The organism is Roseovarius sp. A46 (assembly GCF_004126395.1).
Taxonomy (GTDB): domain Bacteria; phylum Pseudomonadota; class Alphaproteobacteria; order Rhodobacterales; family Rhodobacteraceae; genus Roseovarius; species Roseovarius nitratireducens.
Map to the genome: position 1 here is coordinate 1 of NZ_PVWS01000049.1, position 15,449 is coordinate 15,449.

The 15,449-nt window shown below is 63.8% G+C and carries 15 protein-coding genes; 13 read left to right on the forward strand and 2 right to left on the reverse strand.

The features are described 5' to 3' along the window. Positions 1 to 294: 294 nt before the first annotated feature. On the reverse strand, positions 295 to 840 hold the full coding sequence (locus C6W92_RS16610; RefSeq protein WP_206735556.1) for a transposase: 546 nt from the start codon (positions 838 to 840) through the stop codon (positions 295 to 297). Between the two features lie 78 nt (positions 841 to 918). Here C6W92_RS16610 and C6W92_RS18055 point away from each other — a divergent pair, with 78 nt between their 5' ends. From C6W92_RS18055 to C6W92_RS16635, 5 genes are all read left to right on the forward strand, one after another. Further along, complete coding sequence (locus C6W92_RS18055) at positions 919 to 1,206, forward strand: TRAP transporter large permease subunit (protein WP_241691196.1); 288 nt, start codon at positions 919 to 921, stop codon at positions 1,204 to 1,206. Positions 1,207 to 1,642: 436 nt separating this feature from the next. Continuing rightward, a complete protein-coding gene (locus C6W92_RS16620; RefSeq protein WP_129435161.1) occupies positions 1,643 to 2,275 on the forward strand; it encodes a cyclic nucleotide-binding domain-containing protein in 633 nt (210 codons plus the stop codon). Between the two features lie 95 nt (positions 2,276 to 2,370). Beyond that, on the forward strand, positions 2,371 to 2,508 hold the full coding sequence (locus tag C6W92_RS17765) for a hypothetical protein (RefSeq protein ID WP_164989279.1): 138 nt from the start codon (positions 2,371 to 2,373) through the stop codon (positions 2,506 to 2,508). A 317-nt stretch (positions 2,509 to 2,825) separates the two neighbouring features. Further along, positions 2,826 to 3,479, forward strand: a complete 654-nt coding sequence (locus C6W92_RS16630) for a FecR family protein (RefSeq protein ID WP_164989280.1) — start codon at positions 2,826 to 2,828, stop codon at positions 3,477 to 3,479. A 26-nt stretch (positions 3,480 to 3,505) separates the two neighbouring features. Further along, on the forward strand, positions 3,506 to 5,305 hold the full coding sequence (locus tag C6W92_RS16635; RefSeq protein WP_129435167.1) for an adenylate/guanylate cyclase domain-containing protein: 1,800 nt from the start codon (positions 3,506 to 3,508) through the stop codon (positions 5,303 to 5,305). 198 nt (positions 5,306 to 5,503) lie between these two features. On the opposite strand, the gene C6W92_RS16640 is transcribed toward C6W92_RS16635, so the two are convergent. Then, positions 5,504 to 6,295 (reverse strand): IclR family transcriptional regulator, encoded by a 792-nt coding sequence (locus C6W92_RS16640; RefSeq protein ID WP_129435169.1) that lies wholly within the window; start codon positions 6,293 to 6,295, stop codon positions 5,504 to 5,506. Between the two features lie 171 nt (positions 6,296 to 6,466). Here C6W92_RS16640 and C6W92_RS16645 point away from each other — a divergent pair, with 171 nt between their 5' ends. From C6W92_RS16645 to C6W92_RS16680, 8 genes are all read left to right on the forward strand, one after another. Further along, the gene (locus C6W92_RS16645) at positions 6,467 to 7,984 is read left to right on the forward strand and encodes an ABC transporter substrate-binding protein (protein ID WP_129435171.1); all 1,518 of its coding nucleotides are present in this window, start codon (positions 6,467 to 6,469) and stop codon (positions 7,982 to 7,984) included. An 87-nt stretch (positions 7,985 to 8,071) separates the two neighbouring features. After that, on the forward strand, positions 8,072 to 8,989 hold the full coding sequence (locus tag C6W92_RS16650) for an ABC transporter permease (RefSeq protein WP_129435172.1): 918 nt from the start codon (positions 8,072 to 8,074) through the stop codon (positions 8,987 to 8,989). 1 nt (position 8,990) lies between these two features. Continuing rightward, positions 8,991 to 9,893 carry an ABC transporter permease gene (locus tag C6W92_RS16655; protein WP_129435174.1) on the forward strand — a complete coding sequence of 301 codons (903 nt, stop codon included), beginning with the start codon at positions 8,991 to 8,993 and terminating at the stop codon, positions 9,891 to 9,893. Between the two features lie 4 nt (positions 9,894 to 9,897). Then, positions 9,898 to 10,896 (forward strand): ABC transporter ATP-binding protein, encoded by a 999-nt coding sequence (locus tag C6W92_RS16660; RefSeq protein ID WP_129435176.1) that lies wholly within the window; start codon positions 9,898 to 9,900, stop codon positions 10,894 to 10,896. Further along, on the forward strand, positions 10,893 to 11,888 hold the full coding sequence (locus C6W92_RS16665; RefSeq protein WP_129435178.1) for an ABC transporter ATP-binding protein: 996 nt from the start codon (positions 10,893 to 10,895) through the stop codon (positions 11,886 to 11,888). The genes C6W92_RS16660 and C6W92_RS16665 overlap by 4 nt, the downstream gene beginning before the upstream one ends. A gap of 1 nt (position 11,889) precedes the next feature. Next, entirely contained in the window at positions 11,890 to 13,473 is a 1,584-nt protein-coding gene (locus C6W92_RS16670; protein WP_129435180.1) for a gamma-glutamyltransferase, read from the forward strand. Beyond that, on the forward strand, positions 13,470 to 14,858 hold the full coding sequence (locus C6W92_RS16675) for a M20 family metallopeptidase (RefSeq protein WP_129435182.1): 1,389 nt from the start codon (positions 13,470 to 13,472) through the stop codon (positions 14,856 to 14,858). Before C6W92_RS16670 ends, C6W92_RS16675 begins: the two co-directional genes overlap by 4 nt. 201 nt (positions 14,859 to 15,059) lie before the next feature. Beyond that, positions 15,060 to 15,317, forward strand: coding sequence for a hypothetical protein (locus C6W92_RS16680; protein ID WP_129435184.1), 258 nt, complete (start codon positions 15,060 to 15,062; stop codon positions 15,315 to 15,317). The last annotated feature ends 132 nt before the right edge of the window (positions 15,318 to 15,449 follow it).

Consider the following 15,449-nt stretch of genomic DNA (forward strand, 5'->3'; position numbering starts at 1 on the left):
TATCAGATCGACCGCATAAATCGCCATCAGGCCGATGCTCGCCGTAAAAGATGAAACCGACACGTGACGCATAATGCTGCCAGTGGTGAACACCGCCTTGTTCTCGGTCGTCATCTCAAATCTCTCTTAGTTGGGCCGGCCATCAACCATGCAAGCATTCCGGGGCCGCATAATTTCCCCTTTGCACTCGATTAGTGTACAGGCCAAAATCATAGGCGGATAGCCTCAGTTTACGTAGGGACCACCCAACCAGACCGCTCGCTACGAAACCTGTCTGCCGTAGAGCAACTGTGTCTATTCGCCGGGCTGAATCTGCCAAGGTATGCCGGTTTTGATGATCGCGTTGGCGATTGTGATCAGCCTTCGCGCGATTGCGATAATGACGAGCTTGTGCGGCTTTCCGCGCTCATTGAGACGCTTTGCGACTGGCTTGAGAACTGGATTATGGCTGGCGGCAGCGAGCGCAGCTTGGAACAGCACATGTCGCAGAGACCGTCGTCCGCCCGCGATCGCTCTCCTGCCTCGCATCGCCCCGCTGTCATGTGGGACTGGCGCCAGGCTGGTGATGGCAGCGGCTTCGCCTGATGTCATTCGGCCGAGTTCAGGCAATTCAGCGATCAGCATCGCCGCGGATACGGGCCCAATTCCGGGGATTGACCGCAGGAGGTTCGCCTTTGCGGCAAGTGGCTCCGTCTGAGCAATAACGTTTTCGACCCTTTGTTCGATGACAGAGATATGGGCGCCGAGCACGTCTTGTAGATCATCGTCCATGGTCTCGAGGTCGGCAGAAACACCCTGCTTCTTGCGAGCGCTGATCTGAGCCTTGAGTCGCTTGCGCATATCGACAAGCTGCCCTCTCCGCGTCGTCAAGGTTCTGAGAATACGGAGATTCTCATCTGGCAGTTCTCGCCGAACGCCGTGGTGGATACCGCGATGATGGCCGGTGCGGTAATGTTCATCATCATGGCTTCGTCAACGATCCAGTGGGTGCTGACGGCAGAGCGGGTGCCGCAGGATCTGGCCGCCTGGGTCGCCAATACGATCAGCGAGCCATGGATGATCATCATGGCGCTCAACCTCGTAATGCTGGTGGTGGGGGCGTTTCTCGACCTGCCAGCGGCGGTGCAGCTGCTCGGTCCGCTCTTCGTGACCATCGGTCAGGCAATCGGTCTGGACCCGGTACAGCTTTGCCTGATTTGGTGGTGAACCTCTCCATCGGGCTCTATACGCCGCCCGTGGGAACGACGCTGTTCATATCGGCCGCCATCGCAAAAGTCGGGATCGGCGAGGGGAGAAGTCGCTGTTGCCATTCTACCTCGTGGCGCTCGGCGTTCTGATGGCGATCTCGTTCATTCCGGCGCTGACCATGTATTGAGCGCGTGTCATAAAAATGGTCCGCCCCCGAACCTTCTACCGCCGTTGGCGAGAATTCTCCGGCTTCTGGTCCGCGTCGTGGTCCGATATGATAACGGCCCGAAGGTCTGCGTTTCCGCCCGCGCCAGTGCCGCGACCATCATCTATTGACTATGAGTCGCGCCCCTTGACCTATATATTACCACGAGGAAGCGGCAACGCCGCGGCATTGCCTGACCCAATTCATGATTGGACCCAAGCTCGACGGGCTCATTAGGAGAAAATGCCAATGGAACCAATCACTGCACACCATATCATTCAGGCCGTTGGCTGGCTCGCTGTCGTATTGAAGGTGGCTACCTTCGCAACGAGCTCGATGATCCCGCTGCGGCTCCTGGCGATGGCGTCGTCCATCTGCTTCATCATCTATAGCGGCGTGTTTCAGGTCTGGCCGCTTCTGGTGATCGAACTCACCTTGCTACCCATCAACGCCTATCGCCTCTATGAAATCATCGCACTGCGCAGGTTGGTGACGCATATGACGGACGAGTCGGAACCTGACTTCTCCGCCGCCATGGCGTATGGAAAAAAACGTGTCATCCAAGCGGGCAATGTCATTTTCACAAAGGGTGATCCGGTCGACTGCCTCTATTATTTGGCCGAGGGTCGCGTCGAAGTCGAGGGCCAGAATGTAACCGTGCCGGCGGGAAAGATTTTCGGCGAGATGGCATTCTTCAATGCCAGTGCCGAGCGATCGGCGACGGTTCGGTGCCTGGAGGATACGGTTGTCTATGAACTCGACGAGAAACGCTTTACGCGATTGCAGTATGAAGATCCCAAGTTCGCCATGGCCGTGATGCGCACTGTCACCAAGCGGCTCGTCGCTAACGCCGCGCAAACGCAGGCGGCTCAACCCGCGTGATGTCGGGTGGAGTCCATAGCCCCGGCAAGACGTTTCCGCTTTGTCGCTGCGCCATGAGAGAGGCAGGGCTGACATCCCTGTCAAAGAGGCGATTCTTGGCCGAGCGGTGGGCGCTCGAAGATGCGGGATTGCTCAAGCTGGTTGGCGGGCACCATGCCGGGAAGACGATGAAGACCTTTACCCTGACCATGCCAATGCTGCTGGACGCTTTCGAAAATGTGCAAAGCCCGTGACATGGGCACGCGGGAAAGGCTGATGCTCTTGCAGAAAAAAGCGGGCCTTGCGACGAGGCCTACAATATCAGCTACAGCACCTGATTGACCGTTGTTCGCCGAGCGATACTCTGCTCTCGTGTAGCACTACGACAGCTACGATCAGCTGCGCACACATCTGCAAAATCTGGTTCTCAGAGCCGGATCGCTTCATCCTCGACCCGATCCACGAGATGGCAGGATTGAACACTTGACGCACAGGCATCAACGCCCTCCAAGACTGACAGCAAATGTCAGAACAGTAGACAACACGGGGTATGCCAGAGTTAGTATCCGGCATGATGCATAACGTTCTTTTGATTCTGAAAAGATGCGGGACGCGTTGCGCCGGCGCCCTGGCGCTTTCATGCGCGATTTTGGCGACGCCCGGCGCGTCTTTTGCACAATCAGCCGACCAATGTCAGGTCACGCGGACTAGTGGGCGCGTGCTCGTTGAACGCGGTGACGACCGGGATCGTCTCACCGCCGGTGAGATGGTTCAATCGGGCGACAGGATTATCACGCGCCGCAGGGCGCAGGTGACGATCCGGTGCACCGACGAAGTCGCCATCGTCGTGGGCGCACAAACCCGGATCGGACTAGACCGGCTGCTGCGCCCCGAGGGTGATGCAACGTCTACGTCGGGCATTGATGTTTTCCGCGGGATCGTGGGCTTTCTTCGTCCGGGCGGGCGGCGCGATGGTTTCGTCGTGCGGACGCCCTCCGCCGTGGCCGCCGTGCGTTCTACGGAATGGACGATCGAAGTTGACGACAACGCAACAGCCGCCTTCGTGCGCGACGGTGTAGTTCTTGTAGGCTTCGCCGAAAACACTGTTCGCCTCACGCCCGGCGACGGGGTAGACGTGGCTGCGGATGGCAGCGGCGGCCCGGTCAAGCAATGGGGCCAAGGCCGGATTGACGGGCAATCCGAACGCTTGGGGCCCGATTGGTAGGCGTAGGCCGGTGGCGTCGGCGGGTCGTGCCGGCCCTTGTGGCGCTTCTGGTAATCGCCACAGTTCTCTGGCATCCGGGCGAGCGGGCGGGCATCGTGGGGGCGCTCGAAGGGCAACTTCTTGACGCACGGGTCACGCTGCGCGGCCCGTTGCCACCGCCCAAAGGCGTGGCGGTCATATTGATCGACGATACTGACATCGCCCAGATTGGGCAGTTCCCGCCGCCAAGATCGGTGCTTGCTTCGGCCATCGACGCCGCGCGCGCGCAAGGCGCGTCGGCCATCGTACTGGACCTGCTGCTGGCCGACCCTACCCCTCGGGATGACGCGCTAAATGCGGCGCTGGCGCGCCCGGGTCCGGTCGTGCTTGCGACCGCACGCGGCGGGCCACCCTTCGTGGACGACGCGCTGGCCGACGCCATCGACCGCAGCGCTGTGGAGGCCGCCGTCTCCGCAACATCTGGCGCCCTCGAAATGCCGATCGGGCCGCTGCCAGACTTTGCGGCATCCTCCACGCTCGGCCATGTCAACCTTGCCCTTGAGCCGGATGGAAAACTACGCCGATTGCCCGCCGCTCTACCCTTCGTCGCGGTCGACGGGGGCGCATGGATCCCTGGATTGGCTCTGGCCTCCCTTCGCGCCGCCGACCCCGAGCGGTTCACGCCAATTGTGCTGCGCGGCGCGCGTGCGGGCGGGACGATCAGCCTCGGGCGAACCACCGTACCGCTCGACCAGTTCGGCGCAATCCCGCTCGTGTTTTATGGCGACACCGGAACCGTACCGACATGGCCTCTGCGCGATCTAGACCAGGCAAACCTTGAGGGGCGGATCGTCTTTCTCGGCGTCTCGGCACAGGGCGCACGGGACCGCTACCCCACGCCCTTCGATCCTGCCATGCCGGGGGTCGAGGCCCACGCAACACTCGCCGCCAACCTGATCGAAGGCCGCACACTCCGGCGCGACCATGTGGCCTGGGCCCTCGGTGGGATGCTCGCCCTCATCGTGGCGGGCATCGCCTATCCCGCGGCCCGCCAGCGCGCCCGCTTCGTTCTGCCCGCTCTGACCGCCCTCGCCCTCGCCACCTGCGTGGCCCTGCAAGTGGCATTCCTGGCGGGCTGGTGGCTCGATGCGACGACCGTGCTGATCTGTTTTACGCTTGCGGCGGGCCTCGGTATCGCGGTGCAGGCCGTGAAGCACGCCCGCCACGCGCGCAACCTCGCGCAGTACCACGCCCCAAGTCTGCGCAGCTCGCTCGCCGAAAGTGATCTCTCCGCCCTCACGGGCCGCCAGATGAACGCCGCGGCCCTGTTCGTTGACCTCTCGGGCTTCACCGGCCGGAGTGAAAAGATCGGACCGAAAGGCACGGGCGATCTGCTGGACCAGTTCCATCAACGGATTGCCCGGCTGGCCGCCGTGCATGGCGGCGTGGTAGATCAAATCGTAGGGGATGCCGCGCTGGTGACCTTCGGCCTGCCTGAGCCCGCGCCGGGCGACGCTGCGGCGGCGCTTTCCTTTGCGGCGGACGTTACGCAAACCCAGGACGATCCGGCGCATTCACTGCGTCTTGGCGCGCATTACGGGCCGGTCGAAGTGCGCGCGCTTGGCGGCGCGGACCACAGCCATGTCACGATGGTAGGGGATGCGATGAACGCCGCCAGCCGATTACAGGAGGTGGCCAAGGGCGCAGGTGCGCGGATTGCCATATCGGACACGCTGCTACAGCAAAGCGGCACGCCCGCTCGCTGGATCGACGAACTCGCCCTGCGCGACCTTGGCCCGGTGGAACTCCGAGGACGCAAGATGCTTCTTCACGTTTGGGTAAGCTAAACCGGCGGTCCGGTGGGGATCGGTCGACCTTATCGACGGCGCCGCGCCCTGGTCAAAAAGAGCCGCCTGACTGGTCCAGCCCGAGGGGCGCACTCCAGAGGCAAGTGAACCCCAGTTCCCACACCACGCCACTGGACACCGCGTGCCCCCATGTATCCACCATAATCGAGCGCCTCTTCGCGCTTGACGAGTAGATTTTCAGTTCCAACCCGCATGATTCGCGTGGAATGCAGGGGAGATAGCGTTGGCGGTGTCCTGCAGCTTGGGCAGGATGTCGGCCACTATGCGCTCGCGCGTCCATGTATGGGCGGAAACCGAGCATTGTACGGCCGCGAATGCGCGTCCGTCATGACCGATTATCGGGCTGGCGACGCCGATTTCGTTTAGGATCATCTGACCGGTCGAAATCGCATAGCCATCTCTGGCGGACTCTTTGATACTGCTGGCAATCTGTGCGCGGTCGAGCGTCGTGCTGGGCGTGAAGGGGATGATGGGCCATGTCTCGATCGCCTTTTGCCTTTCCTCTTCGGGGAATGTCGCGAGCATTGAGCGTCCGGCGGATGTCGAGAGCGCCGGTAGGCGGCGGCCGATGATGGTGGCCGCGAAATAGGTGCGTTTGCAGGGCAGTCGGCTGACATAGATGATATGGTCGCCCGAGATTTCGGCGAGATTCACTGTCTCGCCCAGGTCCTGGCTCAAGCTGATGAGCTTGGGCATGGCCTGCCCGATGAGCGGATCGGACCAGTAATATGCATAGGCCATTTGCAGCCACGCATGGGAAGGACGAAAGCGGCGCGTGACCGAATTCTTGTCGAGCATTCCCTCGACGTGGAGCGTGTTGGCGAGGCGCTGCGTGGCGCTCTTGTCGAGGCCGGTACGCTGCGCCAGTTCTGCGAGCGACAACTCGGTATGGCCCTCGTCGAAGGCGCGCAACAGGCGCAGCCCTTTGGCGAGAGAGCCGACATAGAGGGTATCCTGCTTTGTTTTCATAAGCCTCTCACAAAATGTTCCCGGGGCCCCGACGTGGGGCTTGACGCCATACGTGATGTTCGCGTTAATGGATCACATGGCGATTATAAGTATCATAATATGATACGTCAACAAAATACCGATATCACGCGCCTCGCCATATCGGCGCGCGACCAAAATAGGGAGAGAGACATGAAACAGTCCTCTTTGAGACATACCCTCGCCGGTCTGGCAATCGTCGCGGCCTCGGGTGCGGCATATGCGGAAAAGGCCAACGACACCCTGCGCGTGGCGTTCACCAAGGAGCTCGAGAACGTCGACAGCTACTTCAATTCATCCCGTGAGGGCGTCGTGCTGCAACGCGCGGTGTGGGATGGTTTGATCTATCGCGATCCGATCACCAACGAGTATTCCGAAAACCTCGCCACGTCGTGGGAATGGATCGACGACCTGACGCTGGAGCTGAAACTGCGCGAGGGCGTGAAGTTTCACAACGGCGAGCCGTTCAACGCCGATGACGTGGTCTACACGGTCAATTTCGTCGCCAGGGAAGAGAACGGCGTAAAGACGCAGCGCAACGTGAACTGGATGAAATCGGCCGAGAAGATCGACGATTACACGGTGCGCATCCACCTCAAGGACAAGTTCCCGGCGGCCATCGAATTCCTGTCCGGACCGGTCTCGATGTATCCCAACGAGTATTACGCAGAAGTGGGCCCGTCAGGCATGGGTCTGGAGCCGGTGGGCACTGGCCCCTACAAGGTGGTTTCGGTCACGCCGGGGCAGCATTTCGTTCTGGAGAAGAACGAGAATTACCATGACAGCCCCAAGGGCCAGCCCGAGATCACCAATATCGACATCCGCACCATCCCGGACGTCAACACGCAGATGGCGGAACTGTTCAGCGGCTCTCTCGATCTGATCTGGCAGGTGCCCGCGGACCAGTCCGAGAAGCTGGCGGAGATGGGTCAATTCACCGTTGCCAACGAATCCACCATGCGGGTGGGGTATCTCTCGATGGATGCCGCCGGGCGTTCGGGAGAGACGCCGTTCACGGATCTGCGGGTGCGCCGCGCGGTCAACCACGCGATCAATCGCGAGGAGCTGGTCAATGCCCTGCTCAAGGGCAAGTCGAAGGTTATCTGGACGCCCTGTTTCCCCAGCCAGTTCGGCTGCATTGAAGAGGCGGCGGAGCAGTATGACTACGACCCCGAAAAGGCACGCGCGCTTCTGGCCGAAGCGGGCTATCCGGACGGGTTCAAGACCGAGCTCTATGCCTATCGGGACCGCCAGTATGCAGAGGCGATCCTGAGCTATCTCAACGCCGTGGGCATCGAGACCGACTTCAAGTTCCTGCAGTATTCCGCGCTGCGCGAACTCAACATGACCGGTGATGTGCCGCTCGCCTTCCTGACCTGGGGCAGCTTCTCGGTCAACGACGCCTCGGCGATGGTCAGCCAGTTCTTCAAACACGGATCGCTTGACGATGCGCGCGATGACCAGGTGCTGGCCGATCTGGAGGTGGCCGACAGTGCGACCGATCCCGAGACGCGCAAGGAGCATTACACCAAGGCCATCGAGCGGATCACCGAGCAAGCCTACTGGGCACCGATGTTCTCGTACAACACCAACTACGTGTTCACCAAGGAGGTCGAGTATACGCCGACCGCCGACGAGGTGCTGCGCTTCACCACGATGGGGTGGAACTGATCCACGCCGACTGAACCGGGGGGCCGCGTCCGCGGCCCCCCGCCCTCAGCGCATCCAGCGACCTGCCAGAAATCGAGGGGCCTTCCCGTGCTCTTATTCATCCTGAAACGACTTGGCCTTGCCGTTCTGGTGGCCTTTACCGTGTCCTTGATCAGCTTCAGCCTGCTGTTCATGGCGGGCGATCCGGCCGCCGCGCTGGCGGGCGAGACTGCGAGCGGCGAGGATATCGAGGCGATCCGAAAGCTCTATGGCTTTGACCGCCCGATGTTGGTGCAATATGGCGACTGGCTGGTCTCGGCGCTGCAATTCGACTTCGGCGAAAGCTACTATTTCCGCCTGCCGGTGTCGTCGCTGATCGTCGAGCGGCTGGGCGTGACCATGACGCTGGGGGTTTGCGGGATCACCTTCGCGCTGCTGACAGCCGTGCCGCTGGGCGTGGCCGCGGCGATCCGGCCCAACTCGATCATCGACCGGGTGGCGCTGTTCCTGTCGGTGGCGGGGCAGGCGATGCCAAGCTTCTGGTTCGGCCTGATCCTGATCGTGATTTTCGCCATTCAGTTGGGATGGCTGCCGCCCTCGGGCGCATCGACCCCTGCGCATTTCATCATGCCGACCATCGTGCTGGGTTATTACGCGATGCCCGCGATCATGCGGCTGACGCGGGCGGGGATGCTCGACGTGCTGTCCTCGGATTATATCCGCACCGCGCGGGCCAAGGGCGCGCCGGAGGGGCGGGTGCTGTTCCGCCACGCGCTGCGCAACGCGATCATTCCGGTGGTGTCGCTGGCTGCTGTGCAGATGGGCTTCATGCTGGGCGGGTCGATCGTGGTCGAGTCTATCTTTGCGCTGCATGGCGCGGGGTTCCTCGCGTGGGAGAGCATCGCGCGCAACGACCTGCCAACGGTGCAGGCGCTGATCCTCGTATTCTCGATGTTCTACATCGTCTTCACCTTCCTGGCCGATGTGCTGAATGCCTGGCTCGACCCCCGCATGCGGAGCAGCTGAGATGACCCAAGTTGAAACTCATGATCCGATCCTGGCAGAGATCACCGGCCCGACGCCCGGTCAGATGCTGCGCAAGCGCGTGTTCGGCCATCAGGGGCTGATGATCGGCGCGGGCGTGCTGGTGATCCTCTCGGTGATCGCGATCTTTGCGCCGCTCTTGGCCCCGCATGACCCTTATGCGCAAAGCCTGATGACCCGGATGGAGCCGCCGGTGTTTCTGGGTGGCGATTGGGAGCATCCGCTGGGCACGGATCATCTGGGGCGGGATTACCTGTCGCGGCTGATCTACGGCGCGCGCGTGTCGCTGATGATCGGGGTGATCGCGGCGCTGATCTCGGGTGTGATCGGCACGGCGATGGGGGTGGCCGCCGGCTATTTTGGCGGGCGCGTGGACATGGTGGTGACGTTTCTCATCAACGTGCGGCTGGCGATGCCGGTGGTTCTGGTGGCGCTCGCGGTGGTGGCGATCCTTGGCGGATCGCTCCAAGTGGTGATCGTGGTGCTGGGGCTGCTTTTGTGGGACCGGTTCGCGGTGGTGATGCGCGCCTCGACGCTGCAGGTGCGGGGGCGGGAATACGTGGCCGCCGCGCGCGCCATCGGCGCCTCGACCCCGCGCGTGATCCTGTCCGAAATCATGCCCAATATCGCCAATAACCTGATCGTGGTGGTGACGCTGGAAATGGCGCATGCCATCCTCTTGGAGGCGGCGCTGTCGTTCCTCGGGCTGGGCGTTCAGCCGCCCACCCCAAGCTGGGGTCTGATGGTGTCGGAGGGCAAGAACATGATGCTGTTCGAGCCGTGGATGGTGCTCATCCCCGGGGCCGTGCTGTTCGTCCTCGTGCTGGCGATCAACCTGATGGGCGACGGTCTGCGCGACGTCACCGCCCCCGAAAACCGGAGCTGAGACCATGGAGAACCCCCTGCTGAGCGTGCGCAACCTGACGCTGGATATTCCCGTGGGCGGCGGCACCCTGCACGCGGTGCGCGGCATCGATTTCGACCTGATGCGCGGCGAGACGCTGTGCATCGTTGGTGAGAGCGGATCGGGCAAATCGCTGACCTCGCTGGCGCTGATGGGCCTATTGGGCAAGACCATCCGGCGCAGTGCCGACCGGATGGATTTCGACGGCACGGACATCCTGACCGCCAAGCCGCGCGCCATGCGGGCCCTGCGCGGTGACCGCATGGCGATGATCTTTCAGGAGCCGATGACCTCGCTCAACCCGGCCTACACGATTGGCGATCAGCTGACTGAGGCGCTGCTCTTGCACAAATCCGTGGGGCGAGAGGCGGCGCGGGAGCGGGCCGTGGAATTGCTGGAAAAGGTCGGGATCACTGCCGCCCGCAGCCGCCTGGGCCAATATCCGCATCAATTGTCGGGTGGTTTGCGGCAGCGGGTGATGATCGCAATGGCGCTGATGTGCGAGCCGGAACTGATCATCGCGGACGAGCCCACCACCGCGCTCGACGTGACGATTCAGGCGCAGATCCTGCGGCTGCTCTACGATCTGGGTCGAGAGATGAACATGGCTATGATCCTCATCACCCATGATCTGGGCGTGGTCGCGCGCGTCGCCGACAAGGTGGCGGTGATGTATGCGGGCGAGTTGGTCGAAACCGGCCCCGCAGCCGACGTGTTCAACACGCCGTCGCACCCCTATACGCGCGGGCTGCTGCGCTGCATTCCGCAGCCGGGCAAGACCGAGCGGGGCAGCACGCTTGGCACCATTCCGGGCATCGTGCCGTCGCTCATCGGCGACGTGGAGGGCTGCGCCTTTCGAACGCGCTGCTCGCATGCGCGGCCCGAGTGCCGCGCCGAAATTCCCCATCGTAAGGAGGGCGAACACGCCTTTCGCTGCATTCACCCCGACGGCGCACGCCACGCCGAAGAGGAGGTTTCCGCATGAGCACGCAATCCCCGGCCATTCTGGAACTGCGCGGCGTGACCAAGACCTACCGCGTCAAGCAGGGCCTCTTTGGCACCGCGCGGCCTCTGACGGCGGTTAATGACGTGTCGCTCTCGCTGCCGCGTGGCGAGGTGCTGGGGCTTGTGGGCGAGTCGGGCTGTGGCAAGTCCACGCTGGCCAAGATCCTGCTGGGGCTGGAGGCGCCCACGGCTGGGCAGGTCCTGGTCGATGGCGAAGAGATCGGCGCGCAGGACCGCATGACGCTGGCGCGGCGGATTCAGCCGATCTTTCAGGATCCCTATTCCTCGCTCAACCCGCGAAAGAGCATCTTTGATATCGTATCGCTGCCGTTGCGGGTGCACGGGATCGGCGACCGGGCGCATTGGGAGAAGGAAGTGCGCTCGATCCTCGATATCGTGGGCCTGCCTGCGCGAGTCATGAACACCTTTCCCAACCAGATGTCCGGCGGGCAGCGGCAGCGCGTGGCGATTGCCCGCGCGCTGATCATGAAGCCCGAGATCGTGATCTGTGACGAGCCGACCTCGGCGCTGGACGTGTCGGTGCAGAGCCAGATCCTGAACTTGCTGGGCGATCTGCGCCGCGAGTTCGGGCTGACCTATTTGTTCATCAGCCATGATTTGGCCGTGGTGGAGCACCTGGCGACACGGGTTGCGGTGATGTATCTGGGCCGGATCGTCGAAGAGGCGGATGTGGCTGGCTTGTTCGACGAGGCGCGCCACCCCTACACGCAGGCCCTGCTCAAGTCGGTGCTGACGCCGGAGCCGGGGCTGGGCGTGCCCGACACGCAGCTTGGCATGGCCTATCCCAACCCCATCGACCCGCCCACGGGCTGTCATTTTCATCCGCGCTGCCCGATGGCGACCGATCTGTGCAAGACCACCGCACCGCGCGCCGTAGAGACCTCGGCGGGGCGAGTGGAATGCCACCTGCACGACCCACAAAGCCCGATGCACAATCCAAAGGCGGCGTGACATGTCGGTGAACCTGTCGCGCACGGCGACCACGACCAAGTCCGTCATCGAGACCGAACACGGCATCGTCGCAGCCCAGCACCGGCTGGCCGCGCAGGTGGGGGCCGAGGTGTTGGCGGCGGGGGGCGATGCGGTGGATGCCGCGATTGCCACCTCCTTTGCCATCGGCGTGCTGGAGCCGTGGATGAGCGGCCCGGCGGGGGGCGGCGCGCTGATGCTGTGGCGCGCCGAGGAGGGCCGGGCACAGGCGCTGGATTACGGGATGCGCGCGCCGGCGGCGCTTGATCCCGCCGACTATCCGCTGACGGGCAAGGGGGTGGCGGGCGATCTTTTCCCGTGGGAGCAGGTCGAGGGCGACCGCAACGTGCAAGGCGCGACTGCCGTGGCGGTGCCGGGGCTGGTTGATGGCATGGGGCGGATGCACGCGCGCTATGGCCGGATGCCCTGGGCCGATCTGCTGGCCCCTGCCATCGCCCATGCGCGCGAGGGAATGCTGGTGGATTGGTATGCCGCGCTGATCATCGCCTCGACCACGCGGGAACTGGCCAAGGACCGGGATGCAGCGGCGCTGTTTCTCGAGGATGGGCAGTGGCCCACGATCTCGGGCTGGACGGCCCTGGCGGAAAAGCGGCTGGATCAGGCGCGCATGGCTGACAGTCTCGATCAGATCGCGCGGCACGGGGCGCGGGCGCTTTACGACGGCGATCTGGGTGTGGCAATGGCCGCCGACATGCAGGCCAAGGGCGGCAGCCTGAGCCATGACGATCTGCGCGGCTATGAGGCGGTGTTCCGCGATCCGCTGCGTGTCGCCTATCGCGGAGCGCGGTTCGACGTGCTGCCGGGTTTGACCGCCGGGCCGACCTTTGCTCATGCCCTGCGGGTGATGGAGGGCCGAGAGATGGGTGCTGCGCCCGGCGCCGAAGCCTTTGCCGCCTATGCCGACGGGTTGAACGCGGCATATGCCGAGCGGCTGGAGACGATGGGCGACAGCGGAGAGAGCGAGACGCATGAGGGCTGCACCACGCATTTCTCGGTGGTGGACCGGGACGGCAACATGGTGGCGCAGACGCAGACGCTGTTGTCGATCTTCGGGTCGCGGGTGGTGTCGCCCTCGACCGGGTTCACCATGAACAACGGGATCATGTGGTTCGACCCGCTGCCGGGGCGGCCCAATTCGCTGGCCCCCGGCAAGCGCTGCCTGATGAATGTCTGCCCCATCCTGGGCGACGCAGGCGGGGCGCGCCTTGCCTTCGGCGCGTCGGGCGGGCGCAAGATCGTTTCGGCGATGGTGCAGCTGGCGTCCTTCGTCGCGGATTACGGGATGGAGATCGGCGCGGCCTTTCATCATCCGCGCATCGACGTCTCTGGCGGCGCTGCGGTGGTCGCCGACGAGACCCTGCCGCCCGGGGTGCTGGCGCGTCTGCGCGCCGAGCATGTCGTGCACACCACCCGGCGCAGCCCGTTCCCCTATGCCTTTGCCTGCCCTGCCGGCGTGATGCGGCGGGGGACAGTGAACACGGGCTGCACCGAGATCATGTCGCCCTGGGGCGATGCCGTAGCAGAAGAGAAGACAGGACAGCCATGACCAGAGATGCCGCGATCGACACGATTTCCGCCTATTTCGACGAGGGCCGGTTCCAGACCGACCTGGCCGATCTGGTGGCCTACGAGACCGAGAGCCAGAACCCCGATCAGGCCTCGGAACTGCGGCGCTACCTGCAAGAGGCGATGCTGCCGCGCCTTACGGCGATGGGGTTCACCTGCGCCATCCACGACAATCCCGCATCGGGGGCGGGGCCGCTCTTGGTTGGCGAACGGCACGAGGGCGATGACCTGCCCACGATCCTGAGCTATGGGCATGGCGATGTGATCCGCGCGCAGACCGATCAGTGGCGCGAGGGGCTGCATCCCTTCCGGCTGGTGGAGGAGGGTGACCGGCTCTATGGGCGGGGCACCGCCGACAACAAGGGGCAGCATCTGATCAACATCGCGGCGATGGAGGCGGTGATCGCGGCGCGCGGGCAGTTGGGGTTCAATTGCCGGATCGTGATCGAGACCGGCGAGGAAACCGGATCGCCGGGGCTGCACGATTTCTTTGCGGCCCACAAGGACGCGCTGAAGGCCGATGTGCTGATCGCCTCGGACGGGCCGCGCCTGCAGCCCGAGACGCCCACCATGTTCATGGGCTCGCGCGGGGGGGTCACATTCGATCTGGTGGTGGATCTGCGCGAGGGGGCGCATCACTCGGGCAATTGGGGGGGGCTCTTGGCCGATCCAGCGATGATCCTGGCGCAGGCGCTCTCATCCATCACCGATGCGCGCGGGCAGATCCGCATTCCCGAATGGCGGCCCGACAGCCTGAGCAACAGCGTGCGTGCGGCGCTTGGGGGCCTGCCCATCGAGGGCGGCGACGGCCCGGCGATCGACCCGGATTGGGGCGAGGAAAGCCTGACCCGGGCAGAGCGCGCCTATGGCTGGAACAGTTTTGCCATCCTCGCGATGAAGAGCGGCGTGCCGGAGGCCCCGGTCAACGCCATTTCGGCCCATGCGTGCGCGACCTGTCAGTTGCGTTACGTGGTGGGCACGACACCCGAGGACATTCTGCCCGCGCTGCGGCGGCATCTGGATGCGCAGGGGTTCGAGGCGGTTGAGATCGTGCCGCATGATCGCGGGTTTTTCCGTGCGACGCGGCTCGACCCGGATCATCCTTGGGTCAGGTTCACCGCCGCCTCACTGGAGCGGACATCGGGGCAGGCGCCGCATGTACTGCCCAACCTCGCGGGATCGCTGCCCAATGACGCCTTTGCCGAGATACTCGGGCTGCCGACGGTCTGGGTGCCGCATTCCTATCGCGGCTGTTCACAGCACGCGCCTGACGAGCATGTCCTGAAACCCGTCTGCCGCGACGCGCTGCGGCTGATGGCCGGGCTGTTCTGGGATATCGGCGAAAGGAACCGCGAGCTAGGCTAGCGGGGGGATGAGCCCGCGGCGGGCGTCGCGACCTGCGGCGCGCGGCTGGCGTCGAGGTGGCGCAGCAGGTGCTGGCCGAGATGCAGAATGCCATCCTGCCGCTGGTCCGTATCTCGACACCATGCGTTGGCGCCTCATTGCGCTCGCGGGCATCGTGGTCACGATCTAAGCCGCCCTCGACGACTGGCACCGAGGGCGGCGGTGATCAGCGGGCTCATCGCCACGTTCGCCGGATCAGCATGGGCGCGCGGGGCGCTTCGCTACGGCGTCATCGCCCGCGCGATCCTTCTGTCCCTGCTGGCCCTGCGCCGCTCCTGCGAGCGCGCCGACCGGCTTACCGAGCAGCTCGAGACCATGGAGAGAACCCATGAGGCCCAACAACCGATGCTCGCGGCAGCGGCGCGTCGTCCTCGTTCTCGCAACGATCTGGCTGAGCGGCGGCGCGACGGGCGCTTATGAGGAGGACTGAACGACTACCGGCTGGCGCCGGTAGGATCAGCGATGTGCTGTTCCAGGTACTGAAGTACGATGTCTTCGGTGATGGCACCGTTAGTGGTTGAAAAGTACCCTCGCCCCCAAAACCGGCAGCCC